Origin of the sequence: Superficieibacter electus (assembly GCF_002915575.1) — a bacterium.
GTDB lineage: Bacteria > Pseudomonadota > Gammaproteobacteria > Enterobacterales > Enterobacteriaceae > Superficieibacter > Superficieibacter electus.
Map to the genome: position 1 here is coordinate 1 of NZ_PQGD01000016.1, position 24,025 is coordinate 24,025.

Sequence of the window (24,025 nt, forward strand, 5' to 3'; positions counted from 1 at the left end):
TTTGTCCGAAGACATTTAAGAATCCATGTCACTTTGAGTGCCCACACAGATTGTCTGATAAATTGTTAAAGAGCAGTTGCGACGCGCTTCAGCGCTCTGTCGCGAGGTCCCGTATAATACGTTTTCCTCATTCAGAGTCAAGCGTTTATTTTCGCTTTTCTCTGCCGGTGTTCATCGCTGAACCCCGCTGACCCGGCGGGCTGTAAGCCGTTGTTCCGTGTCAGTGGAGGCGCATTATAGGGAGTTATTCCGGGCTGGCAAGCATAAATTCAAAAAAACTTATCGATCGCCTGTTTTTCATTCTTATCGCTTATTTCAACGGCGCATTGTCGGTTAATTGTGCAATTTCACGAGCAAAAACCGCCGCCTGGTTCCAGTCGGTGTAGACAACTTCTTTACGCGTATCCGTTTCCCCTCCGGTCATCTTCATAATCAGGCGGATCATCATACGATCGTACCAACGATAATGAGGATAACGCAGCGCACCCGCAAAGACCGCGCACAGGGTTGGCTGCCATGGCGTGCTAAGCAAGAATTTGCGGGTATAGCTATTAGTCTGCGGCGTCCGCTTCTCTGCTTTTCGCGCCACCAGATTCACCGAGAAGAAAGCACCCGGCAGAGCCTCAAGCGCATGCAGATGTTTTTTAATAAAACGCTCCAGCGCAGGGTGATAGTGCCCATAACGAATAGAAGCGCCAATGACCACCCGATCGTAGAGCGTCCAGTCGATATCTTCTGTGCGGTTGAGATTGACCACATCAGAATAGATGCCCTGCTCTTTGAGTTCAGACGCAATAAAAGCGGCGATTTCGCGCGTTTGCCCATCTCTCGTCGAGAACAGAATCAGTGTTTTCAATGCATACTCCAGTTAGTCACGCCAGAACGTCGGGGTAAAAAGCACCAGCAGCGTAAAGACTTCAAGTCGGCCAAACAGCATGTTTGCGATCAGTATCCATTTCGCGATGGGATTCATGCTGGCGAAATTATCCGCCACCACACCGAGTCCGGGTCCAAGGTTATTTAACGTGGCAACTACCGAGGCGAAAGCAGAGAAATCATCCACCCCGGTGGCAATAATGGCGAGCATACTGACGATGAATACCAGCGCATAGGCAGAGAAAAATCCCCACACGGCTTCGAGAATACGTTCCGGCAGCGCGCGGTTACCCAACTTGATGCTATACACCGCATTAGGATGCACCAGACGTTTTAACTCCCGGTTCCCCTGCTTGAACAACAGAAGGATACGGATCACCTTCAGTCCGCCCCCGGTCGAGCCAGCACAGCCTCCGATAAAAGCTGAACACAGTAATAGCACCGGCAGGAACAACGGCCAGCGCGCAATGCTATCGGTAGTGAAACCCGCGGTGGTCGCCATAGAGACGACCTGAAAAAACGCCTGGTTAAGAGTAGTGATCGCCGCGTTATAGACATCATGAAACCACAGTACCAGCGTGCAAATCACCACCAGCGTCAGCTGGACGCCGATAAACATGCGGAATTCCGGATCGCGCCAGTACACTTTCAGGTTACGCCCGCTTAGCAGGGAAAAATGCAGGCCATAGTTACATCCGGAGATCAACAGGAAGATGGCAATAATGGTATTGATGGTGGGACTGTCAAAATAGCCTACGCTGGCGTCATGGGTGGAAAACCCCCCGATGGCAATAGTAGAGAAACTATGCCCAATAGCGTCGAAAGCGGGCATCCCGGCAAACCACAGCGCCAGCGCGCAGGCCACCGTCAGCAGCACGTAGATCAACCATAGTGTTTTCGCCGTTTCGGCAATACGCGGGCGCATTTTGTTATCTTTCAACGGCCCCGGCATTTCGGCCCGGTAAAGCTGCATCCCCCCAACGCCGAGGATAGGCAGAATGGCCACTGCCAGCACGATGATCCCCATCCCACCAAACCATTGCAGCATCTGACGATAGAAGAGAATACCGTGCGGTAATGAATCCAGCCCAACCAGGGTAGTCGCGCCCGTGGTAGTAAGGCCGGAAAAAGACTCAAAGAACGCATCGGTTACGGTAAGATTAGGCCGCTCGGAGAAGATAAAAGGCAGCGCACCGACGCTACCCAGTACTGTCCAGAACAGCACGACGATCAGAAACCCTTCGCGCGATTTCAGCTCGCCTTTTTGCCGACGGTTAGGCCACCACAGCAGTGAACCTATCGCCAGCGCGACGAAAAAGGTCTGGGTGAATGCCCGCCCCGCCCCATCGCGATAAATCAGCGCTACCAGCCCGGGGAGGATCATTGTTCCCGAAAATAAGATAACCAGTAGTCCAACGATTCGGGTAATGGCGCGAAAATGCATCTCTGCCGCTTCCTGTGATAGTAAAAATAAGGTGGGGATTATTCTTCAATCGCTAACAATTGCAATGAACCACGGCTAAAATCCGCCAGTCTTGCTGAAAATTCATCCACTTTCGCATAAGGAAGCGCCACCCGTAGCATAACGACAGCCTGATAATCGCTGGCAACAATCTTTCCGGCAAACTGCCCTAATAATGCCTCTATGCCAGTCAACTGACCATATTCACACTGCAAAGTATATTCGGTTAATGGCGTCTTGCGCTGTGTAGTTAACTGCCGTAGCGCCTGGCTCACGCCGCCGCCGTAGGCTTTTACCAGCCCGCCCGTTCCGAGAAGAATGCCGCCATAGTAGCGCACGACGACGGCAGTAATCTCACCGATACCACTGCCCATCAACTGCGCAAGCATCGGTTTCCCGGCCGTTCCTGCCGGTTCGCCGTCATCTGAAAAACCAAGCTGTTGCGAATCGTCAGGCGCACCGGCTACCCATGCTACGCAGTGATGACGCGCATCCGGATGTTCTGCCCGAACGGACTCAACAAAAGCTTTGGCCGCCTCTACGCCATCCGTATGTGCGAGTAGCGTAATGAAGCGGCTTTTTTTGATTTCCTCGACAACACTTACCGATGCCGCAGGGATTAACCAATTGTCCATTACGCCAGTTTCAAATCCCGCGTCATGTTTTCAACATGGTTTTCGTGGATCACCACATTGTCTTCGATGCGAATCCCACCAAACGGTTTCAGCGCGTCAATTTTCTGCCAGTTGAAATGCTTGCTGAATTGTCCTTCACGCCACGGTGCCAGTAGCGACTCGATAAAATAAATGCCCGGCTCAATAGTGAGCACCATCCCCGGTTGCAGCACACGCGTACAGCGCAGATACGGGTATTTTGACGGCGCGGCCAGATGCGTACCGGTATCATCCTGCATAAAACCGGCCACATCATGCACCTGTAGCCCGAGCGGATGGCCGATGCCGTGCGGCATAAACGGCCCGGTAAGATCGTTTTCCACCAGCGCCTCTTCACTCATATCATTGAGGATTTGATGCTTACGCAGAATTTTAGCGATGCGCTGATGGAACTGAAGGTGATAATCCACATAGCTGACGCCTGCTTTCATGGTCGCAATCAGTGCCAGTTGCTCATCATTCACGTCCTTAATTAATTGCGCATAGTCGTTATCGCTATTTGCCGACCAGGTACGGGTAAGATCGGCCGCATATCCGTTGTATTCCGCGCCCGCATCCAGCAGGAAACTGCGTATTTCAGACGGCGCATGGTGATCGAGTTTCGTGTAGTGCAGCACAGATGCATGTTCATTAAGCGCCACGATATTGCTGTAAGGCACATCAATATCGCGATGCCCCGTCGCGGTCAGATAGGCAATGTTGATATCAAACTCGCTCATACCAGAGCGGAAGGCTTCTTCTGCCGCGCGATGCCCGTTAACCGCCGTTTTTTGCGCTTCGCGCATACAGGCCAGTTCATAGTCGGTTTTATAGGCGCGATAATAATGAAGATAATCAATCACCGCTTTCGGATTGATATTACCGGCCGCGATATCCAGCTCAAGCGCCCGCTCCGGCACGGGGCCGATATAACCAATATTACCGCGCGCAGCAGGTAACTGGCTGCCAATACCGTCCGCTTTTGGTAAGGCAATGACCTCAATTTCTTCTGTCCAGAAGGAGGTTGGCAGCGGTTCCACGTTATGCCAGTAATCGACGGGCAGATAAAACCACAGTTTCGGCTTATTCACCCCGTCCACCAGCAGCCAGCAATTCGGCACCTGCGTAACCGGAACCCACGCTTTAAATTGCGGGTTGACCTTGAACGGGTACGGATGATCGTCAAGGAAGACATTAAACAGTTCACCGGAATGAATAAGCAGCGCATCAAGCTTACTGCGCGCCAGCACGTCGCGAGTACGTTCCTGCAACGTAACGATATGATTTTTATACAGTGTAGCCAGTGAGTCCATCTCGTTATCCTTAAAAATTTAGCCCCTGATTTGCGCATAGTAGCACACCTCACAAAGGCGGGGCGATTTCGCATGAGCGTGATCGCGCCAGCAATTTTTTAATGATTAATTTGCATTTTATTAACATAAAATCCACACTCCGCTTCATCTGGTATGACCAGATCCCTTCGCGGATTCAGGAGACTGACATGCTTTACAAAGGCGACACCCTGTACCTTGACTGGCTGGAAGACGGTATTGCCGAACTGGTGTTCGACGCGCCCGGCTCGGTCAACAAACTCGACACTGCGACCGTTGCCAGCCTCGGCCAGGCGCTGGACGTGCTGGAACAACAAAAAGATTTAAAAGGGCTGCTGCTGAGTTCAAACAAAGCGGCCTTTATCGTGGGTGCAGATATCACCGAATTTCTCTCACTGTTCCTCGTCCCGCAGGAGCAGTTAAGCCAGTGGCTGCGTTTTGCAAATAGCGTTTTTTGTCGGCTGGAGGATCTATCCGTTCCCACAATCTCCGCCGTCAACGGTTATGCGCTCGGTGGTGGCTGCGAATGTGTACTGGCGACAGATTATCGTCTCGCCACGCCGGATCTGCGCATTGGCCTGCCGGAAACCAAACTGGGTATTATGCCGGGCTTTGGCGGCTCCGTGCGGTTGCCGCGTCTGCTCGGCGCGGACAGCGCACTGGAAATTATCGCCGCCGGCAAAGACGTCAGTGCCGATCAGGCGCTGAAAATCGGTCTGGTTGACGGTGTGGTAAAAGCCGAAAAACTGCGTGAGGGTGCTATTGCCATCCTGCATCAGGCGATTAACGGCGATCTGGACTGGAAAGCCAAACGTCAGCCGAAGCTGGAGCCGCTGCACTTAAGTAAAATTGAAGCCACCATGAGCTTTACCATCGCTAAAGGGATGGTGATGCAAACCGCCGGGAAACACTACCCCGCGCCCATTACCGCCGTGAAAACTATTGAAGCTGCCTCCCGGCACGGTCGTGAAGCCGCGCTGGAGCTGGAAAACCAGAGTTTTGTTCCGCTGGCCCATTCCACTGAGGCGCGGGCACTGGTCGGTATTTTCCTTAACGATCAATACGTAAAAGGCAAAGCGAAAAAACTCACTAAAGCGGTGGAAACGCCGAAACAGGCGGCCGTGCTGGGTGCAGGTATTATGGGCGGCGGGATCGCTTACCAGTCTGCATGGAAAGGTGTCCCGGTCATAATGAAAGACATCAACGAGAAATCGCTGACGCTCGGCATGAATGAAGCCGGCAAGCTGCTCAATAAACAGCTTGAGCGCGGCAAAATTAACGGTCTGAAGCTCGCCGGGATCATTTCCACTATCCAGCCGACCCTGAACTACGCCGATTTTGAACGTGCCGATATTGTTGTGGAGGCCGTCGTTGAAAATCCTAAAGTGAAAAAAGCGGTGCTGGCGGAAACAGAAGATAAGGTGCGTGAAGATACCGTCCTGGCGTCTAACACCTCGACTATTCCCATTAGCGAACTGGCAAGCGTCCTAAAGCGTCCGGAAAACTTCTGTGGCATGCACTTCTTTAACCCGGTTCACCGGATGCCGCTGGTCGAAGTGATACGTGGTGAAAAAACCTCCGATCAGACCATTGCCAAAGTCGTCGCCTGGGCCAGCAAAATGGGCAAGACGCCGATTGTGGTCAATGACTGCCCCGGCTTCTTCGTTAACCGCGTCTTGTTCCCCTACTTTGCCGGATTCAGCCAATTACTGCGCGACGGCGCGGATTTCCGCAAGATCGACAAGGTAATGGAGAAACAGTTCGGCTGGCCGATGGGTCCGGCGTATCTGCTGGATGTGGTTGGCATCGATACCGCTCACCATGCGCAAGCAGTGATGGCGGCGGGCTTCCCCCAGCGGATGCAGAAAGATTATCGTGATGCGATTGATGCATTGTTTGACGCCAGTCGTTACGGACAGAAAAACGGCCAGGGTTTCTGGCGCTATAAAGAAGACAGTAAAGGCAAGCCGAAGAAAGAAGAAGACGAGGCCGTTGACGGTCTGCTGGCCGACATCAGCAAGGCGAAACAGAGCTTTAGCGATGAAGAGATTATCGCCCGCATGATGATCCCGATGGTCAACGAAGTGGTGCGCTGCCTGGAAGAAGGCATCATTGCCAGCCCGGCGGAAGCCGATATGGCACTGGTTTACGGCCTCGGTTTCCCGCCTTTCCACGGCGGTGCTTTCCGCTGGCTGGATACGCTCGGCAGCGCGAAATACCTCGACATGGCCCAGCAATATCAGCATCTCGGCCCGCTGTATGCCGTGCCGGAAGGGCTGCAACAGAAAGCCCGCCAGAACGAACCGTATTATCCCCCGGTTGAGCCTGCCCGTCCGGTTGGCGCGCTGAAAACGGCTTAAGGAGTCACAATGGAACAGGTTGTTATTGTAGATGCAATTCGTACTCCGATGGGGCGTTCCAAAGGGGGCGCGTTCCGCCACGTGCGTGCGGAAGATCTCTCGGCGCATTTAATGCGAAGCCTGCTGGCGCGCAATCCGGCCCTGGAGGCCAGCGCCATTGATGATATTTACTGGGGCTGCGTACAGCAAACGCTTGAACAGGGTTTTAACATCGCCCGTAACGCCGCGCTGCTGGCGGAAATCCCGCATTCCGTTCCGGCCGTGACCGTCAACCGTCTGTGCGGCTCATCAATGCAGGCATTACACGACGCGGCGCGGATGATCATGACCGGTGATGCGCAGGCCTGCCTGGTGGGCGGCGTGGAGCATATGGGCCACGTGCCGATGAGCCACGGCGTCGATTTCCATCCAGGCCTGAGTCGCAACGTGGCGAAAGCGGCGGGAATGATGGGCCTCACGGCTGAAATGCTTTCCCGCATGCACGGCATTAGTCGTGAAATGCAGGACCAGTTCGCCGCACGCTCCCATGCCCGCGCCTGGGCCGCCACCCAGTCCGGCGCGTTTAAAAATGAAATTATCCCGACCGGCGGTCACGATGCCGACGGGGTACTGAAGCAGTTTAACTACGATGAAGTGATCCGCCCGGAAACCACCGTTGAAGCACTGTCCGCGTTAAAACCGGCGTTCGATCCGGTAAGCGGAACCGTAACCGCAGGCACATCCTCTGCGCTTTCCGATGGCGCAGCGGCCATGCTGGTGATGAGCGAGCGCCGCGCCCGCGAGTTGGGCCTGACGCCACGCGCCCGCATTCGTTCAATGGCGGTGGTTGGCTGCGATCCTTCAATCATGGGCTACGGTCCGGTTCCGGCGTCTACACTGGCACTGAAAAAAGCGGGGCTGTCTACCAGCGATATTGGTCTGTTCGAAATGAACGAAGCCTTTGCCGCGCAGATCCTGCCGTGCATTAAAGATCTGGGTCTGATGGAACAGATCGATGAGAAGATCAATCTCAACGGCGGGGCGATCGCCCTCGGCCACCCGCTGGGCTGTTCCGGCGCACGTATCAGCACCACGCTACTCAATCTGATGGAGCGCCAGGACGTGCAGTTTGGTCTGGCCACGATGTGCATCGGGCTGGGTCAGGGGATTGCAACGGTGTTTGAGCGGGTGTAATGGTCGTCAGGGCCGGATACCCATGGTATCCGGCCTGCTATAGGCATAAAAAGTTTAGTTGCCGTTTTTCCCGCCTGTCAGGGGCGGGCTTTTTGGTGTTAAAAGTAGCGGTAGTGGCCCACGATGCGCCAGCTAAACAGGACATCCTCCAGTTTCGCCCCCGACCCAATGTTATGTACCATCAGCGGCGTTCCGTCCCAGGTCTGTTCATCAGCAACAATCCCAATATGGGCAAGGCCATTATCCAGCCGCCATGAAACAATGTCGCCGGGCAAATAATCAGCAGGATTTTGGGTTACCGGCTGAGATTTATGATGCCGGTCGAACCAGGTTTCCAGATTGAAGACGCGCCGGTGGTCGATATTCGGATCGGGACGGGTCAGCTTCCATTTCTGTGGATAGGCAGCGAAGTGCGCCTTCATATCCTCATGCACCAGTTGCTGTAAATCGACATGCTGGCTACGCAAAGCGCGGATTACCACATCAGCGCAAACGCCACGCTCCAGCGGCACATCGCCGCCGGGATACTCCATTCGGCTGTAGGCGGGATCGTAAAACAGGGTTTTTCCTACCTGCTGCTTAACGCTGCTGGCAACCGCCAGGTTAGCCGGTGCAGTGGCAGAGACCGAGGTTCCGGCCATCGGGGCCTGGCAAAAGAACGCAGGGACTGCGAGCCCGCTAATCAGAATCATTGTAGCGATAAACCGTTTACGCATACCGTTCTCCCTGATCACGATGCGATAAAAAGATGCTTCTTTAGGTACTGTTCCGCTGTATTAGTTTCACCGCAAGCAGATGATTATCTTCCGCTCGTCCGTCAAGTAACAGGCGAACAGCTTCGCGCCCCAGTTGTTGTTTATTAACGCCGATGGTCGTTAATGCCGGGGTAGCATATTGCGCAGAATCGATATTATCAAACCCAACCAGCGCAATATCCTCAGGAATACGTAAGCCGCGTTCGGCACACAAACGCACGACGACCAGTGCAGCAGCATCGTTGTAGGCAAAAATCGCATCCGGTGGTTCCGGGAGGCTGAGAAGTTCATTCACCGCCTGCTCCAGCGCCAGCTCGGTATCTACCAGCGGGGGGGCTATTGCCTCATAATCTGGCGGCATTAACATTTGTGCTTCATATAACGCTTTTCGATAGCCATTTTCACGCTGGCGAATACTGTAATGAGACAAGGTGCTCGCCAGAAAAGCGATCCGCCGTCTTCCCTGGGTAATAAGGTGGTGTGTGGCTAAGTAACCGCCCAGCGCATTATCGGGATTCACACAGGGTAATCCCGGTGCCCATGAATCTGCCAGCACCAGCGGCAGCTTCAGTTGTTGCAACAAGGCCAGCAGTTCCGGCTCGAAGAATCCAGCACAAATTAACGCATCAGGTTGATGCAACATAACCTGGTCGTTGATGGCATCGCCAGGACCAATAGCCAGAAAACTTAGTGCGATGCCTTTATCGCGGCAACAATCCTCAATTCCCAGTAAAAGTGGCGAATAAAAAGGCAGCGCACGGCTGATATTATGTTGACGGTGAAGTAAAAACAGAATGCGCTTTATTTTTTCGCTACGCAGACGAGTAAAGTCATAGCCCTGCTGCTCAGCAATGGCAATAATGCGCTGGCGCGTCTCTTCGCGCAGCCCGGGCTGTCCTTTGAGGGCACGGGATACCGCGCCCACAGAAACGCCGCAAGCTTGCGCAATATCTCTGATACGTACCGGCTTACTCATTCACGACTCGTTATCAACGTTCTGGATGACACCGCGCCAAGCCACGCCGCGCCGCGTACCCCACTGCTATCGCCATGGCTGGCCCGCAGGATTGGCGTATGGCATCGACGGCCAAAGACATAATTCGCTACGCGCTGTTGCAGTCCTTCATAGAGCATATCAATATTGGATACCCCGCCTCCCAGCACAATCACATCAGGATCAATCATATTGATAATGCTGGCGAGCGAGCGGGCAAGTTGATCGCTGTAGCGCTGCCATACTACAATCGCCCGCTCGTCACCGGCAGCAACGAGCTTAATGATGTCAGGCACACTGGCATGTTGAGTAAACAGCTCGCTGTACTGACGTTGCAGCCCGCTACCAGAAATAAAACTTTCAATGCAGTTATGATGGCCGCAATAACAGAGTGCTGCGTTGCCATCCACATTAACATCGTAACGAGGAAGCGCGTTATGCCCCCACTCGCCGGTACAAGCGTTAGGGCCAGTGATGAGCCGTTGGTCCACACATAATCCTCCGCCGCAGCCGGTGCCGAGAATAACGCCAAACACCACGCCATGGCCTTGTCCACTACCGTCCATCGCTTCAGACAAGGTAAAGCAGTTAGCATCATTCGTGATCGTCACCGGGAGCGCCAGATGTTGCTCAAGATCGCGGGCAAAAGGTTGTTGATTCAGAACCAGAATATTGGAGTTTTTAATCAATTCGCTGCCGGGGTCGATGGCTCCGGGTATCCCCACCCCAACGCTGAGAGGGACAGTAAAAGCGGCCTGCGCGAGTCGAATAATGTCTACAACCGCCGTAAAAAAATCGTTATAACTCTGCTTTTGCGTTGCATAACGTTCCCGATAACAAATCCTTCCCTGGTCGTCTAAGACCACGGCTTCGATTTTGGTACCACCGATATCCAGTCCCAGTTTCATGGCGCATCCTCAGCTCATAAAAGAATAACAATTGTCCGAAGAATGCGCATTTTGTTTACTATACGCAATAAAGAAATGCATAGAGATGGAGGGTAAACAGTAAGTTGCGTGGAAGTTCACACTTTTAGCCAGCGAAGAAACGACCTCTGCACACAACGTGCTGAGATCTGTTTACTATACAGAAGATAAAAACTAACAACCGGGAAAAAGCGATGTCTTCCCGGTATAACGATCAGATAAACGCGAAGGCATCACCAAACAGGCGGTCTTCACGTGCATGGCGTTCATTACAAAACAGATCGCGGGCAATTTTCGCCATTTCGAAACGACCAGCGATGTAGATGTCGTGTTCAGCCAGCGAACCATGATCCTGAAGCACGGCCGTCAACACGGTACCGGTGCGCCCACGCCAGTTTTCTTCCGGCTGTTCAACCACCGCTTCAATACGCAGGTTAGGGTGATTAACAGAGAGCGCCTCCAGTTCAGACAGATCGTAAAGATGCTTCTCCTCACGCCCACCCCAATAAATGGTAATGTGCCGATGCGGGTTCTGCGCCAGCGCGGTAAGCAGGATAGAACGCGCGTAGGAAAAGCCCGTGCCCCCGGCAATCAGGATCAGCGGACGATCTTCATCCTCGCGCAGCCAGGCCTCGCCATGCGGAATATCAATAACAATATTACGCTCTTTCAAAATGCGATCCATGACTGCCATCGCGTAGAGGTTCAGTTCAGAGGCACCGATATGCAACTCGATAAACTCTTTTTCAGACGGGGTAGAGGCCATGGAAAAGGGACGTTTGTCACGCTCATCCATGACGACCATCAGGTACTGGCCTGCGCGAAAAGAAAACGCGGTTTCCGGCACCAGACGGACGCGATACACAGTGTCGGTGATAGCTTCCACCGAGGTCACTTTACAGCTTAAGGTTGTCATGGTTTCCCTCTGTCGGGTCTATACTCGTCACACTTCAGGTTGCAGGTGAATGACATAAGCCACTCTGATTCACCACCTGGAATTAAGGTTTACTTTGATTAAAGATAGCCAGTTCATTCCAGATGGCATCAATACGTGCCGTTACGTCGGGATCTTTTTTAATCGGGCGACCCCATTCCCGCTGTGTCTCTCCCGGCCATTTATTGGTCGCATCCAGACCCATTTTTGAGCCGAGACCGGACACTGGAGAGGCAAAGTCCAGATAATCAATTGGCGTATTTTCTACCAGTACCGTATCACGTGCCGGGTCCATCCGGGTAGTGATCGCCCAAATCACATCATTCCAGTCGCGGGCATTGACGTCATCATCACAAACGATCACGAATTTCGTGTACATAAACTGGCGCAGGAAAGACCACACGCCCATCATTACGCGCTTCGCGTGACCGGCGTACTGTTTTTTGATGGTGACCACGGCCAGACGATAAGAACAGCCCTCCGGCGGCAGGTAAAAATCAACAATTTCCGGGAACTGCTTTTGCAGGATAGGCACAAACACTTCATTAAGTGCAACGCCCAGTACCGCAGGCTCATCAGGCGGGCGTCCCGTATAGGTGGAGTGATAGATCGCATCTTCACGCTGAGTAATGTGCGTGACGGTAAAGACCGGGAAGTTATCAACTTCGTTATAGTAGCCCGTATGGTCGCCATAAGGTCCTTCCGGGGCCGTTTCTCCCGGCTCAATGTAACCTTCAAGCACAATTTCCGCACTGGCAGGTACTTCAAGATCGTTTGAGAGACACTTTACCACTTCTGTTTTCGTACCGCGCAACAGCCCGGCAAACGCATATTCAGAAAGCGTATCGGGAACCGGTGTGACCGCGCCGAGAATGGTAGCCGGATCGGCACCCAGCGCCACCGAAACCGGAAAACGCTCGCCAGGATGCGTGGCGCACCACTCCTGATAATCCAGCGCGCCGCCACGATGTGACAACCAGCGCATGATAAGCTTATTTTTGCCAATTAACTGCTGACGATAAATGCCCAGATTCTGCCGCTCCTTATGCGGACCGCGTGTCACCGTCAGCCCCCAGGTGATGAGCGGTGCGGCATCCTCCGGCCAGCAGGTCATAATCGGGATACGTGATAAATCTACATCATCGCCCTGAAATACCTTTTGCTGACAGGGCGCACCCCGTAAACGCTTCGTCGGCATATTCAGCACTTGCTTAAACTGTGGCAGCTTATCAAAGAGATCGCGAAACCCTTTCGGCGGCTCTGGCTCTTTCAAAAACGCCAGCAATTTGCCGACCTCGCGCAAGGCAGTTACATCGTCCTGCCCCATGCCCATTGCCACCCGCTTAGGCGTACCGAAAAGGTTGCACAACACCGGCATGGCATACCCCTTTGGGTTTTCAAACAGCAGCGCTGGCCCGCCTGCCCGCAGCGTGCGGTCGGCAATTTCGGTAATTTCAAGGTGGGGATCGACCGCAAGCGTAATGCGTTTAAGCTCCCCCTGCTGTTCCAGCAGCGTCAGAAAATCGCGTAAATCGTGGTATTTCATGGCGTCAATTATGGCCTCTTTGTGAGCGGTTTATTATACGGCCTAAGGCAGTGCGATGCTGTATTTTTGTTAAATTAGGGTGAATTCTGATCTTGCTAACAATCAGCAGGGATTATAATTAACTTAAGGTCAGCCTTTTGTTATGCTTGCGCCCCGGACAAGCGGAATAGAGTTATTATGCAAGCCTGGTATTTACTGTACTGCAAACGTGGGCAACTTCAGCGCGCTCAGGAGCATCTCGAACGACAGGCGGTGAACTGCCTGACACCGATGATCACGCTGGAGAAAATGGTACGTGGAAAACGTACGCCGGTCAGTGAACCTCTGTTCCCCAACTATATGTTCGTGGAGTTCGATCCGGAAATCATCCATACCACGACAATTAATGCCACGCGTGGCGTCAGCCACTTTGTTCGTTTTGGCGCAAAAGCGGCGACCGTTCCGCCAGCAGTAATTCATCAGCTTTCCATCGCCAAACCGGAAGGGATCACTGACCCGGGCACTCCTTACCCGGGTGACAGCGTACTCATTACCGAAGGGGCGTTTGAAGGCTTTGAGGCTATTTTCACCGAACCTGATGGCGAAGCCCGTTCGATGCTGTTACTCAATCTGTTGAATAAGCAGGTGATGCACAGCGTTAAAAATACCGAATTCCGCAAAGTCTGATCGCTCAGAATGATATTCCGAAAAAAGCCCTGACATTGGCGTCGGTAATGCTTTCCAGCGCGTCAGGGGTTTCACCACGCCAGTAGGCCACGCGCTCCAGGATATGCCTCAGTAACGCAGGTTCGTTGCGTCGTGAAGCTGGCTTCGGCCTGATATCACGCGGCAAAAGCCACGGGGCATCGGTTTCAATCATCAGCCGCTCAGCGGGAATAAAAGGCAGCAATTCCCTGAGTTCCAGCCCTCGACGCTCATCACAAACCCAGCCAGTGATCCCGATATACAGCCCACGGTCAATACACTGCTGCATTTCCTCGCGCGTACCGGTAAAACAATGAACGACCGCGCCCGGCAGTTTATCCAGCCAGGGTTCCAGTAATGTCATAAAACGCGAATGCGCATCACGGCAGTGGAGGAAGACCGGCATTGAAAGCCTGGCAGCCATCGCCAGTTGCGCGCTAAATGCCGCTTCCTGCGCCTGCGGCGTGGAGTAATTGCGGTTGAAATCCAGCCCGCATTCGCCAATGGCCACCACTTCCGGCTGCGATGCCAGGGCATAGATAGCCTCAGCAACCCTGTCATCCCAGCAATGACTATCATGGGGATGTACGCCAGCGGTTGACCAGCAGTTCGTCAGTTCACGCGCCATCCGCAGTGCCTGTTCGCTTTCGTGTTGGTTGGTGCCGGTCAACAGCATACCGTTGACCCCCGCTTCTCGCGCCCGCACTACAACATCTGCGTAATCTTTCGCGAATTGCGAACTGGTAAGATTCACACCGATATCAAACATCATCTTCCCCCAAAAACAAACCGCCCTGTACGGGCGGTTAATTTACTCTTCACTTTCAGCTTCCTGCGCGGCATCTTCATCGCGGGTACGCCGTTTTCCAACATAAAAACGCGAGAAAAACAGGCCCACTTCAAACAGGCAGTACATCGGGATCGCCAGCAGCGTCTGTGAGAACACATCCGGCGGCGTCAACAACATGCCAACGACGAACGCTCCAACCAGCACGTAAGGGCGCTTGGCGCGCAGGTCCTCTGGCGTTGTCACACCCAACCAGCAAATCAGGATAATGGCGACCGGAACCTCGAAGGCAACGCCAAAGGCCATAAACAGCGCCATGACAAAACTCAGGTAACTACTGATATCCGTCGACACCTGAACGCCTTCGGGCGCAGTGTGCGTCAGGAACCCAAATGCCAGCGGAAACACCACAAAGTAGGCAAAGGCCATGCCGATATAAAACAGCAGCGTGCTGGAAACCAACAGCGGCATCACCAGACGGCGCTCATGCTTATATAGCGCAGGCGCAACAAACGCCCAGACCTGATACAGAATGACCGGCGCAGATAAAATTATCGACACCATAAAGGTCAGTTTAATCGGGGTAAAAAACGGCGATGCCACATCGGTGGCAATCATTGTGGCACCCAGCGGCATCTGCTTGATCAGCGGTGCTGATACCAGGTAGTAAATGTCATTGGCAAAATAAACCAGCGCCAGAAAAATGACGATAACAGCAAGAATGCTGTTGAGCAGGCGCTTACGCAGTTCAATCAGATGCGCAATAAGCGGTTGGGTATCTTCTACGGCCATGTTTACGATTTATCACTTGAAGAAGAGGATGAGTCAGAAACGGATGCGGTAAGCGATTTTTTCTCAAGCGAGACAGGTACATCGACGTTTTGCACTTCAGGTTCCTGAGGAGACTGCTCCTGCGCGCTGGCCTGATTTTCTGCCGTCGCAGGCGTAACGCCTTCATGCTGCGCTTCGTTGCCTTTCACCAGTGGATTATGGATGGTATGGGCTTCGTCACTTTCTTTCTCGGGATCGTGAGCGCTGTAGGAGCGTTTCATGGATTCCGCCGCTTCGCGCAGTTCATCCATTGAGGCTTTAAGTTCAGGCGATAAGTTGTTGAGGCTGGCCTTTTCCACTTTCTTCAGGCTGTCCTGAAGCTCCTGGACTTTCAGCTCCTGTGCCAGCTCATTTTGCACCGTCGAGGCCAGAGAACGCATAGCGCGTATCCAGCCGACAACCGTTTTGACAGCCACCGGCAATCGTTTTGGCCCAAGGACAATCAGGCCAATAACGAAAACCAGCAGCAGTTCACTAAAACCAATCTCAAACACGAATTACACCTGCTTGTCGTCGTGGCGTTTGATCTCTTCCTTCCTGGCCTCTTCCTGCTTCTCAGCGAGCGTTTTAGTCGAGAAATCGGCATCCTCAGACGGTGGTGGCGTCTTCTTCTCGTCTTCATCGCTCATGGCTTTCTTGAAGCCTTTGATAGAAGAGCCTAAATCGGAACCCAGCGAGCTGAGCTTTTTGGTGCCAAACAGCAAAACTACAATCACCACGATAATCAACAACTGCCAGATACTGATACCACCCATACAAAATCCTCAATGACCAACTCGCAAGGTGACGAGTGTGAATAAATAAGCAGACCGCAGTATACGCTAAGCACTTTTGCGATCGCGAGGCGAAATTCAGCGCGTTTTGCGCCAGCCGATAAGCCATATCACAAGGCCACCGGCGATAAGCCAGGCGGGCATCATTTCCCAGTCAGGCCGATTGATCAACAGTAGCGTGCCGCTCAAAATCAGCGTAGCGCCCATACCGAACAAATAGCGAGACTGTCCTTGTCGCACGTGATTAACCTGTAGCTCAACTGCGATTTTATCAACACTATGTTGCAATTGCTTGTGCTGGCGCAGGCTGTTGTAAATCAGTTCAGGTAATTCTGGCATTTTTTCGATCCAGAACGGCGCTTTTTCTTTGCAGGCCTTAATCAGCGAAGGAATGCCCACCTGATCTTTGATCCACGTTTCAAGGAAAGGTTTCGCCGTTTTCCATAAATCGAGCTGCGGATAAAGCTGCCTGCCCACCCCTTCTACATAAAGCAGCGTTTTCTGCAGCAGCACGAGCTGGGGCTGCACTTCCATATTAAAACGACGGGCGGTGTTAAACAGGTTCAACAGCACATGTCCGAACGAGATGTCGGCCAGCGGCTTCTCAAAGATAGGCTCGCAGACGGTACGGATCGCAAATTCAAACTCTTCGACGTTGGTGTCAGGCGGTACCCAGCCGGAGTCCACGTGAAGCTCCGCCACTTTACGGTAGTCGCGGTTGAAGAATGCGATAAAGTTCTCTGCCAGATAACGCTTATCTTCCTTATTAAGCGAACCAACAATGCCGCAATCGATGCCGATATACTGCGGATCTTCCGGGTGTTCATAGCTGACGAAAATGTTACCCGGATGCATGTCCGCATGGAAAAAGCTGTCGCGGAACACCTGGGTAAAGAAGACCTGAACGCCGCGCTCGGCCAGCAGTTTCATGTTCGTGCCGTGCTGTTCAAGCTGGGCAACATCGGAGATGGGAATGCCATAAATACGCTCCATCACCAGCATGTTCTGACTACAGTAGTCGGAATACACTTCCGGCACGTAGAGCATCGGACTGTTTTCAAAATTGCGCCGTAACTGGATGGCGTTTGCCGCTTCACGCAGCAAATCAAGTTCGTCGATTAGGGTCTTTTCATACTCGCGAACCACTTCCATCGGGCGCAGACGACGCCCGTCCGGCAGCAAACGTGGAACCCAACGCGCCAGCCGATGGATCAGCTTCATGTCGGCTTTGATGACCGGCAGAATATCCGGGCGAATCACCTTAATGACCACCTCTTTGCCGTTCTCTTTCAGCCGCGCCGTATGTACCTGCGCAATCGACGCCGAGGCCAGCGGGTTGATATCGAAATCATCAAACCATGTTTCAACCGGGATGTCGCCCATCGCTTTTTCAATTTGCTGTTTGGCGAGCACACCGTCAAAAGGCGCAACTTTGTCCTGCAACATTGCCAGTTGATCGGCGATTTGCGGCGGGAAGAGATCGCGGCGAGTTGAGAGCATCTGACCAAACTTAATCCACACCGGCCCCAGCTCCTGCAAGGCCAGACGCAAACGCTCGCCCAGAAGACGATCTTTATGGCGGTTAGGCATCCAGAACAGCGTGCGCCGCCATAATCTCAGCGGCAACGTAATGCGCATTCTGGGGATCAGCTCATCAAGCCCGTAGCTCAAAAAAGTCTGGATAATAAAATACAGGCGACGAACTTCACCTGGCGTCATTTGGCCTCCAGTTTTTTCAGCCGTGTCGTCAGATTATCAGCGGCGCGCTCAACGGCAGCGACTTCTTCAGCAAACCACGCCACTTCCAGCGCGCCCGGTGCCAGACGCCACTCTTCAGTTAGCGCGTCGGCCACATAGCGCTGCTGACGCTGAACGCGGCGGGTAAGAAAGGTTGCCCCACGACGTAAAAAACGGCTCACACCTTCCGCGGCAATATCTCCCGTCCACGGGGCCAGCAGCTCGGCAAGATCGAACTCAGCCAGATCGCTTAAGGCGACAAAATTCTGTACTACCTGAATATCGCCATTCACTTCCAGTTCACCACTGCGGATAAGCGCGGTAAGCTGCTGACGGTCGCGCAGTTTCGGCAGTACGCTCAGGCGCGTGATCACCGTACAATCCGCCTCCCCTTCCCATTCGCCCAGCACGTCAACCTGACGTTCGCTAAAGCTGAGCACTAACGGTGAGGAGAATTCATTTAGTACAATGCGTAATACTTTTCCCTGTAGACGCTGGCGGGCAGGTTTCAGACCGCGCTCACGCCACAGAAACGCGTTGAGAATATTTTCGACGCCCGCCGTAATTAAGGGTTTAAACGGCATTACGCTCTCCTGTTAAAACTTATAGCCACGGTGCAGCGCGACGATGCCTGCCGTCAAGTTGTAATAGCTCACGTTCTCAAGGCCAGCATCTTCCATCATTGCCTTCAGTGTTTCCTGATCGGGGTGCATACGGATGGACTCGGCCAGATAACGGTAGCTTTCCGCATCGTTCGCCACCATCTGTCCAATACGCGGCAGCACGTGGAACGAATAGGCGTCGTAAGCCTTGCTCAGCGGATCGATAATCGGCTTTGAGAACTCCAGTACCAGCAGACGGCCACCCGGTTTCAGCACCCGGTACATAGAGCGTAAGGCTTTTTCTTTGTCGGTCACGTTACGCAGGCCAAACGAAATGGTGATGCAGTCAAAGGTGTTATCCGGGAAGGGCAATGCTTCCGCATTCGCCTGAACGTATTCTACGTTCCCCACCACGCCCAGATTACGCAGTTTTTCGCGCCCCATCTTCAGCATCGAGTCGTTGATATCAGCCAGCACCACGCGCCCCGTCTCACCAACAAGACGAGAAAACTTTGCCGTCAGGTCGCCCGTTCCGCCGGCTAAATCCAGCACGGTTTGCCCGCGACGCACGCCGCTGCAATCAATGGTGTAACGCTTCCACAAGCGATGAATACCAAATGACATGAGGTCATTCATGACATCATATTTTGCAGCGACTGAATGGAATACATGCGCCACCATGTCAGCTTTCTGCGTTCTGGCGACAGTCTGAAAACCAAAATGCGTCGTATCCTGAGAATTCTCATCCATTTTAAGGCCTGCTTATCAAGAAATTGTTCGTAAAGTGTAACAGATCAAGGGCGTTTACCCTACGACTCAACGACCGCGAGAAAAGGAGTTTAGCGCATGAATCGCTGAGTCTTGTGCAGAAGATTCACTTTCATTATCAGGGTCTGCACCTGAGCGTAGTCGAAACTCTTCATCCTGCGTGGTAGCCTGCTCGGTTAAATCCGGATTAATCTCGCGTTTAATTTCCACGCCGAGCCCGCGAAAGGCTTCCGCCTGCGCCAGCACATTGCCCCGCCCCGAGGTGAGTTTTTTCATCGCCTGCCGATAGTTGTCCTGTGCTTTATCCAGGCTTTGCCCTATTGATGACATATCGTCGACAAATAGCCGCATTTTGTCGTACAGACGACTGGCTCGCTCGGCGATCTGCTGGGCGTTGCGGCTTTGATGCTCGTAGCGCCACAGGTTGGAAATGGTGCGTAGCGCCACCAGTAATGTGGTCGGGCTGACCAGCATGATGTTATTTTTCAGCGCTTCAGTAATCAGCTCCGGCTGGCGGTCAATCGCCAGTAAAAATGCCGGTTCAACGGGAATAAACATCAGTACGTAATCAAGACTGCGCAGCCCAGGCAATTGCTGATAATCTTTGCGTCCCAGCAACCGAATATGGTTACGTACCGAAGCGATATGCTCCTGAAGCGCAGCCTCACGCGTATAGTCTTCTTCAGCATTGAAATAACGTTCATAGGCCACCAGCGTCATTTTGGCATCGACGACGACATCCTTGCCTTGCGGCAGGCGCACCACCACATCAGGCTGCATCCGCGAGCGGGCCTCGGTTTCAATACTCACCTGGGTTTCATACTCGTAACCTTCACGCAGTCCGGAGGCTTCCAGGACCCGACTCAGGACCACCTCACCCCAGTTGCCCTGCGCTTTATTGTCGCCTTTTAGCGCCCGCGTAAGGTTAAGCGCTTCCTGCGCCATCTGCGCGTTGAGCTGCTGAAGGTTGCGGATTTCATGTGCCAGGGTGTGTCTTTCCCGCGCTTCCTGGCCAAAGCTGTCCTGTACCTGGCGGCGGAAGCCGTCAAGCTGCTCGCGTAGCGGTGTCAGCAGACCGTGTAAGCTCTGGCGGTTTTGCTCATCCACCCGACGATTACTATGTTCAAAGATCCGATTAGCGAGGTTTTCAAACTGTTCGCTAAGCCGCTGCTCACTGTTGATCATCTGGCGGGTTTTATCCTGCGAGGCTTCAAGGCGGGTGGTCACTTCCCGCAGATCGGCTTCCAGCGAGGTGTTGATTTCCCGCAGGCTGCGCAGCTCATTATTCAGCAGCTCACACTCGTCGCGCCAGTGGCTATGCTGGGCAAGCTGCTGCTTTGCGGCACTTAACTCGCCAAACACCTCCCGCTGCTCAGCAAGCGCATCGGCCCGCTGCTGCGCGGCACGATAGCTCGCCGCCAGCCAGCCAACGCCGATCCCCGCCAGCATCAGTAGTACGCTGATAATAATTGCGCTGTCCATTCACCCTCCTACCTGATTCATTCACCCTGCAAAATACGGCTTTGCTGTATAAACGTCCAGTTTAAAAGGTTTTTCTGCGAGGCATTACGCAAAAAGAAAGGGCCGAACATGTCGGCCCTTTCTTATTTTAATTAGCACTCAGAGAAGACGGCGTGCGGCTTCCACCACAATTTTCACCGCGTGGCTTTCGGTCTGCTTCATGGTTTCTGCATTCGGAATTTCCTGCTGGGTGCGGTTAACGATCACACCCGCAACCATACCGGCACGCAGACCCTGGCTGGAGCACATGGTCAGCAAGGTGGCCGATTCCATTTCGTAATTCATCACCCCCATCGACTGCCACTCTTCCATCGAGCCTTTAAAGCGGCTAACCACGCGGCCAGAGAAGGTGTCGTAACGTTCTTGCCCTGGATAGAAAGTGTCGGAAGAGGCGGTCACGCCAACGTGGGTGGTCGCTCCGATAGATTTCGCCGCCTCAACCAGCGCAGTAGTACATTCAAAATCAGCGACCGCCGGGAATTCCATTGGCGCGAAGTGCAAACTTGCACCGTCCAGGCGGACAGACGCGGTGGTCACCAGAACGTCGCCCACGTTAATGTGCGGCTGAATAGCGCCGGTGGTCCCAATACGCAGGAAAGTACGAATACCAAGCTGCGCCAGTTCCTCTACCGCAATAGAAGTGGAAGGCCCGCCGATGCCGGTGGAGCACACAATCACGGCTTTACCGTCGAGTTCAGCACGCCAGGAGGTAAATTCACGATGAGATGCCAGCTTGACCGGCTTATCCATCAGCGCGGCGATCTTTTCCACACGCTCAGGATCGCCCGGGACGATAGCCAGCGTAGCCCCTTGTAGATCGTTTTTTGTGAGGCCGAGATGAAAAACATCAGACTTGGACATAAAGAGACTCCTCTGTGGGTCAGTTGGTCAGAAGAAGCAAAAAGGTACTTTACAGAAGTGATTGGCATAATTTCGTGACCACCGTCACTTGAGCAAAAACTTATTGCATTTCATTTCCATAAATTAGTGACAAATATCACATAAATATAGTCAGCGATTAAGCCGACTGGCACCTTAAACCGCCTTTTGCCACGGTGAATTGTGAATGCCGGGTCTATAGTTAATACTGCGCTAATATTGGGTACGGAGAATGCCATGACTACTGACAACCAGCCGGGCTTTGCCCCCGCAGCCTCACCTCATGCCTCCACTATCGTCCGCACGCCCGCAGAGGCGATTGTGACCGGCGAAACGACAATCCCGACGCAGGGCGAGAATATGCCCGCTTATCACGCCCGACCAAAGGATGCGAAAGGCGCGTTGCCTGTCATTATCGTAGTGCAGGAAATTTTCGGCGTACATGAGCACATTCGCGATTTATGTCGTCGTCTGGCGCTGGAGGGTTATTTTGCCATCGCGCCGGAACTCTATTTCCGCCAGGGCGATCCCAATGCGTATGATGATATTGGCACCCTGTTGAAAGAACTGGTGTCAAAGGTTCCCGATGCGCAGGTGCTGGCCGATTTAGACCACGTCGCCAACTGGGCCGCGCGCAACGACGGCGATGCTCATCGCCTGGGGATTACCGGTTTTTGCTGGGGTGGACGCATTGCCTGGCTATATGCTGCGCATAATCCGCAGCTTAAAGCGGCCGTCGCATGGTATGGAAAGGTCATGGGCGATCAGACGTTAACGTCACCGACGCATCCTGTGGATGTGGCCAGCCAACTGAGTGCGCCAGTGCTTGGGCTTTATGGCGCTCAGGACAACAGCATTCCTCAGGAAAGCCTGGAGAAAATGCGTCAGGCGCTGCGGGACGCCAGTGCCACAGCAGAGATTATTGTCTACCCTGATGCCGGGCATGCATTTAACGCCGATTATCGTCCGAGCTACCATGAGGCCTCAGCGAAAGATGGCTGGCAGAAAATGCTGGCGTGGTTTGCCCGCTACGTTAATAAGAAAGCGGATTAACGTCCCTGACGCCGGTATCATCCGGCGTCACCGTTGTCTTTCAGGCAGACATGCCGCAGCATTTTTTATATTTTTTCCCGCTGCCGCACGGGCACGGATCGTTACGATTCACATTTCCCGCGCTTACCGTTTTCTCCTGCGCCAGTACGCGCATAATGGCTTGTGGCGGATAACCGTTAGTCACCAGGTCTTTCATAATATTCATATTACGGGTGATATGACGGAAGAAATGCTCATAGCCTGCGCACAGATAGTTATGCCCGGGATGCCCGGAAGGCGAGACGGCAAAACGATGTTTAGGACAACCACCATGGCAGACAAAACGGTAATCGCACCGGCGGCAGTCGGCGGTCAGCGTTTCCCGCTTGGCACGGCCGAAGGTAATGGCCTGCTCGCTGTTATTCATCTCTTGAATGCTTTTCTGATGAATGTTACCCAGCATATGCTCAGGGTAAACATAGTGATCGCAGTTATAAAGATCGCCATTGGACTCCAGCGCAAATGCATGGCCGCAGTTTTCAGAGAACACGCACAGCACCGGCGGCTGACCGCACCAGGCAGATAAGGCGACATCAAACATTTGTACGTACACGTGGCCAACATCGCGCCGCACCCAGATATCAAAGATATTATTAAGAAATTCACCGTACTGCCATGAAGGCACGGTCCACGGTGCCAGTTTCGCCGCGCTCTCACCGGGCATAACCAGATTAAGTACCGACGATGTATCGGTGCTCATCCGCTCCACCAGCGGGATAAACTGAATGTAGCGCGAGCCTGCCGCCAGCAGGAATTCATACACTTCCCTGGCGTGAGCGACGTTATGCGCCCCCACCACGGTCAGGGTATTGAATTCAACATGATATTCTTTCAACAATGCCATGCCTGCCATCACCTGCGCGTGCGTGCCTTTACCGGAACGCGATACGCGGTATTTATCGTGCAGGTGAGCCGGGCCATCGACGGACAGGCCGATCAGAAAATGATGTTCGGCAAAAAACTGCGCCCATTCGGGATTGAGTAAAATGCCGTTGGTTTGCAGGGCGTGGCTGATTTTTTTACCGTTAGCGTGCTTCTCACACAGCTCCACCACCCGACGAAAGAAAGGCAGGCCGATCATCGTCGGTTCGCCGCCCTGCCAGGCGAAGCTCACTTCGTTACTGCTTTGCGCCTCAATGTGCTGGCGAATATAAGTTTCCAGCGTCTCGTCCGACATCCGCCAGTTTTTGTTGCGCTCCGGATACAGCGCCTCTTTTTCAAGATAGAAACAGTACTGGCAATCAATATTGCATACTGATCCTGTAGGCTTTGCCATGACGTGACAACCGTTGATAGCCATACTCACTCACTTACATCGTTATTCACCTTAAACATATGCGT

Annotated in this window: 23 protein-coding genes; 4 read left to right on the forward strand and 19 right to left on the reverse strand. The window is 53.3% G+C overall.

Going from position 1 to position 24,025, the window contains the following annotated elements; all coding sequences use genetic code 11:
- Nucleotides 1–310 precede the first annotated feature (310 nt).
- Genes hemG through pepQ form a run of 4 tightly spaced genes read right to left on the reverse strand, consistent with a single transcriptional unit; the run spans nt 311 to nt 4,304 of the window.
- Nucleotides 311–856 carry a menaquinone-dependent protoporphyrinogen IX dehydrogenase gene (gene hemG, locus CHU32_RS18775; RefSeq protein WP_103677525.1) on the reverse strand — a complete coding sequence of 182 codons (546 nt, stop codon included), beginning with the start codon at nt 854–856 and terminating at the stop codon, nt 311–313.
- Between the two features lie 12 nt (nt 857–868).
- On the reverse strand, nt 869–2,320 hold the full coding sequence (gene trkH / locus CHU32_RS18780) for a Trk system potassium transporter TrkH (protein WP_103750910.1): 1,452 nt from the start codon (nt 2,318–2,320) through the stop codon (nt 869–871).
- Between the two features lie 38 nt (nt 2,321–2,358).
- Complete coding sequence (locus tag CHU32_RS18785) at nt 2,359–2,973, reverse strand: IMPACT family protein (RefSeq protein ID WP_103677527.1); 615 nt, start codon at nt 2,971–2,973, stop codon at nt 2,359–2,361.
- Entirely contained in the window at nt 2,973–4,304 is a 1,332-nt protein-coding gene (gene pepQ / locus CHU32_RS18790; RefSeq protein WP_103677528.1) for a Xaa-Pro dipeptidase, read from the reverse strand. The genes CHU32_RS18785 and pepQ overlap by 1 nt, the downstream gene beginning before the upstream one ends.
- Before the next feature lie 188 nt (nt 4,305–4,492).
- Between pepQ and fadB the strand changes: the two genes are divergently transcribed.
- Nucleotides 4,493–6,682 (forward strand): fatty acid oxidation complex subunit alpha FadB, encoded by a 2,190-nt coding sequence (gene fadB, locus CHU32_RS18795; protein ID WP_103677529.1) that lies wholly within the window; start codon nt 4,493–4,495, stop codon nt 6,680–6,682.
- A gap of 9 nt (nt 6,683–6,691) precedes the next feature.
- Nucleotides 6,692–7,855 (forward strand): acetyl-CoA C-acyltransferase FadA, encoded by a 1,164-nt coding sequence (gene fadA, locus CHU32_RS18800; RefSeq protein WP_103677530.1) that lies wholly within the window; start codon nt 6,692–6,694, stop codon nt 7,853–7,855.
- A gap of 98 nt (nt 7,856–7,953) precedes the next feature.
- On the opposite strand, the gene CHU32_RS18805 is transcribed toward fadA, so the two are convergent.
- From CHU32_RS18805 to ubiD, 5 genes are all read right to left on the reverse strand, one after another.
- Nucleotides 7,954–8,547 (reverse strand): DUF1287 domain-containing protein, encoded by a 594-nt coding sequence (locus CHU32_RS18805; protein ID WP_218113772.1) that lies wholly within the window; start codon nt 8,545–8,547, stop codon nt 7,954–7,956.
- 64 nt (nt 8,548–8,611) lie between these two features.
- Entirely contained in the window at nt 8,612–9,586 is a 975-nt protein-coding gene (locus CHU32_RS18810; protein WP_103677532.1) for a LacI family DNA-binding transcriptional regulator, read from the reverse strand.
- Nucleotides 9,583–10,512: an ROK family protein gene (locus tag CHU32_RS18815; protein ID WP_103677533.1), complete on the reverse strand. Its 930-nt coding sequence runs from the start codon at nt 10,510–10,512 to the stop codon at nt 9,583–9,585. The genes CHU32_RS18810 and CHU32_RS18815 overlap by 4 nt, the downstream gene beginning before the upstream one ends.
- Before the next feature lie 232 nt (nt 10,513–10,744).
- Nucleotides 10,745–11,446: an NAD(P)H-flavin reductase gene (fre, locus tag CHU32_RS18820; RefSeq protein WP_103677534.1), complete on the reverse strand. Its 702-nt coding sequence runs from the start codon at nt 11,444–11,446 to the stop codon at nt 10,745–10,747.
- An 82-nt stretch (nt 11,447–11,528) separates the two neighbouring features.
- A complete protein-coding gene (gene ubiD / locus CHU32_RS18825) occupies nt 11,529–13,019 on the reverse strand; it encodes a 4-hydroxy-3-polyprenylbenzoate decarboxylase (RefSeq protein WP_103677535.1) in 1,491 nt (496 codons plus the stop codon).
- A 168-nt stretch (nt 13,020–13,187) separates the two neighbouring features.
- Here ubiD and rfaH point away from each other — a divergent pair, with 168 nt between their 5' ends.
- Complete coding sequence (gene rfaH / locus CHU32_RS18830; protein WP_103677536.1) at nt 13,188–13,676, forward strand: transcription/translation regulatory transformer protein RfaH; 489 nt, start codon at nt 13,188–13,190, stop codon at nt 13,674–13,676.
- 4 nt (nt 13,677–13,680) lie between these two features.
- Here rfaH and tatD read toward each other — a convergent pair whose 3' ends face one another.
- From tatD to udp, 9 genes are all read right to left on the reverse strand, one after another.
- The gene (gene tatD / locus CHU32_RS18835; RefSeq protein ID WP_103750914.1) at nt 13,681–14,463 is read right to left on the reverse strand and encodes a 3'-5' ssDNA/RNA exonuclease TatD; all 783 of its coding nucleotides are present in this window, start codon (nt 14,461–14,463) and stop codon (nt 13,681–13,683) included.
- A gap of 42 nt (nt 14,464–14,505) precedes the next feature.
- Nucleotides 14,506–15,273, reverse strand: coding sequence for a Sec-independent protein translocase subunit TatC (gene tatC, locus CHU32_RS18840; RefSeq protein WP_103677537.1), 768 nt, complete (start codon nt 15,271–15,273; stop codon nt 14,506–14,508).
- A 2-nt stretch (nt 15,274–15,275) separates the two neighbouring features.
- The gene (gene tatB / locus CHU32_RS18845) at nt 15,276–15,806 is read right to left on the reverse strand and encodes a Sec-independent protein translocase protein TatB (protein WP_103677538.1); all 531 of its coding nucleotides are present in this window, start codon (nt 15,804–15,806) and stop codon (nt 15,276–15,278) included.
- Between the two features lie 3 nt (nt 15,807–15,809).
- On the reverse strand, nt 15,810–16,067 hold the full coding sequence (gene tatA / locus CHU32_RS18850; RefSeq protein ID WP_103677539.1) for a Sec-independent protein translocase subunit TatA: 258 nt from the start codon (nt 16,065–16,067) through the stop codon (nt 15,810–15,812).
- Between the two features lie 96 nt (nt 16,068–16,163).
- On the reverse strand, nt 16,164–17,804 hold the full coding sequence (gene ubiB, locus CHU32_RS18855; protein WP_103677540.1) for a ubiquinone biosynthesis regulatory protein kinase UbiB: 1,641 nt from the start codon (nt 17,802–17,804) through the stop codon (nt 16,164–16,166).
- Nucleotides 17,801–18,406: a ubiquinone biosynthesis protein UbiJ gene (gene ubiJ, locus CHU32_RS18860; RefSeq protein ID WP_103677541.1), complete on the reverse strand. Its 606-nt coding sequence runs from the start codon at nt 18,404–18,406 to the stop codon at nt 17,801–17,803. The genes ubiB and ubiJ overlap by 4 nt, the downstream gene beginning before the upstream one ends.
- A 12-nt stretch (nt 18,407–18,418) precedes the next feature.
- Entirely contained in the window at nt 18,419–19,174 is a 756-nt protein-coding gene (gene ubiE / locus CHU32_RS18865) for a bifunctional demethylmenaquinone methyltransferase/2-methoxy-6-polyprenyl-1,4-benzoquinol methylase UbiE (RefSeq protein ID WP_103677542.1), read from the reverse strand.
- A gap of 66 nt (nt 19,175–19,240) precedes the next feature.
- On the reverse strand, nt 19,241–20,674 hold the full coding sequence (gene rmuC, locus CHU32_RS18870) for a DNA recombination protein RmuC (protein ID WP_103677543.1): 1,434 nt from the start codon (nt 20,672–20,674) through the stop codon (nt 19,241–19,243).
- A 138-nt stretch (nt 20,675–20,812) separates the two neighbouring features.
- Nucleotides 20,813–21,574: a uridine phosphorylase gene (gene udp, locus CHU32_RS18875; RefSeq protein WP_103677544.1), complete on the reverse strand. Its 762-nt coding sequence runs from the start codon at nt 21,572–21,574 to the stop codon at nt 20,813–20,815.
- 255 nt (nt 21,575–21,829) lie between these two features.
- Between udp and CHU32_RS18880 the strand changes: the two genes are divergently transcribed.
- Entirely contained in the window at nt 21,830–22,645 is an 816-nt protein-coding gene (locus CHU32_RS18880) for a dienelactone hydrolase family protein (RefSeq protein WP_103677545.1), read from the forward strand.
- Between the two features lie 40 nt (nt 22,646–22,685).
- On the opposite strand, the gene CHU32_RS18885 is transcribed toward CHU32_RS18880, so the two are convergent.
- Entirely contained in the window at nt 22,686–23,984 is a 1,299-nt protein-coding gene (locus tag CHU32_RS18885) for an anaerobic sulfatase maturase (protein WP_103677546.1), read from the reverse strand.
- Nucleotides 23,985–24,025: the final 41 nt, after the last annotated feature.

Bases quoted from the DNA above. Each gene is read 5' to 3' on its own strand.
- trkH (WP_103750910.1), bottom strand. From the start codon at position 2,320: ATGCATTTTCGCGCCATTACCCGAATCGTTGGACTACTGGTTATCTTA.
- CHU32_RS18785 (WP_103677527.1), bottom strand. From the start codon at position 2,973: ATGGACAATTGGTTAATCCCTGCGGCATCGGTAAGTGTTGTCGAGGAA.
- pepQ (WP_103677528.1), bottom strand. From the start codon at position 4,304: ATGGACTCACTGGCTACACTGTATAAAAATCATATCGTTACGTTGCAG.
- fadB (WP_103677529.1), top strand. From the start codon at position 4,493: ATGCTTTACAAAGGCGACACCCTGTACCTTGACTGGCTGGAAGACGGT.
- fadA (WP_103677530.1), top strand. From the start codon at position 6,692: ATGGAACAGGTTGTTATTGTAGATGCAATTCGTACTCCGATGGGGCGT.
- CHU32_RS18805 (WP_218113772.1), bottom strand. From the start codon at position 8,547: ATGATTCTGATTAGCGGGCTCGCAGTCCCTGCGTTCTTTTGCCAGGCC.
- CHU32_RS18810 (WP_103677532.1), bottom strand. From the start codon at position 9,586: ATGAGTAAGCCGGTACGTATCAGAGATATTGCGCAAGCTTGCGGCGTT.
- CHU32_RS18815 (WP_103677533.1), bottom strand. From the start codon at position 10,512: ATGAAACTGGGACTGGATATCGGTGGTACCAAAATCGAAGCCGTGGTC.
- fre (WP_103677534.1), bottom strand. From the start codon at position 11,446: ATGACAACCTTAAGCTGTAAAGTGACCTCGGTGGAAGCTATCACCGAC.
- rfaH (WP_103677536.1), top strand. From the start codon at position 13,188: ATGCAAGCCTGGTATTTACTGTACTGCAAACGTGGGCAACTTCAGCGC.
- tatD (WP_103750914.1), bottom strand. From the start codon at position 14,463: ATGTTTGATATCGGTGTGAATCTTACCAGTTCGCAATTCGCGAAAGAT.
- tatC (WP_103677537.1), bottom strand. From the start codon at position 15,273: ATGGCCGTAGAAGATACCCAACCGCTTATTGCGCATCTGATTGAACTG.
- tatA (WP_103677539.1), bottom strand. From the start codon at position 16,067: ATGGGTGGTATCAGTATCTGGCAGTTGTTGATTATCGTGGTGATTGTA.
- ubiB (WP_103677540.1), bottom strand. From the start codon at position 17,804: ATGACGCCAGGTGAAGTTCGTCGCCTGTATTTTATTATCCAGACTTTT.
- ubiJ (WP_103677541.1), bottom strand. From the start codon at position 18,406: ATGCCGTTTAAACCCTTAATTACGGCGGGCGTCGAAAATATTCTCAAC.
- ubiE (WP_103677542.1), bottom strand. From the start codon at position 19,174: ATGGATGAGAATTCTCAGGATACGACGCATTTTGGTTTTCAGACTGTC.
- rmuC (WP_103677543.1), bottom strand. From the start codon at position 20,674: ATGGACAGCGCAATTATTATCAGCGTACTACTGATGCTGGCGGGGATC.
- udp (WP_103677544.1), bottom strand. From the start codon at position 21,574: ATGTCCAAGTCTGATGTTTTTCATCTCGGCCTCACAAAAAACGATCTA.
- CHU32_RS18880 (WP_103677545.1), top strand. From the start codon at position 21,830: ATGACTACTGACAACCAGCCGGGCTTTGCCCCCGCAGCCTCACCTCAT.
- CHU32_RS18885 (WP_103677546.1), bottom strand. From the start codon at position 23,984: ATGGCTATCAACGGTTGTCACGTCATGGCAAAGCCTACAGGATCAGTA.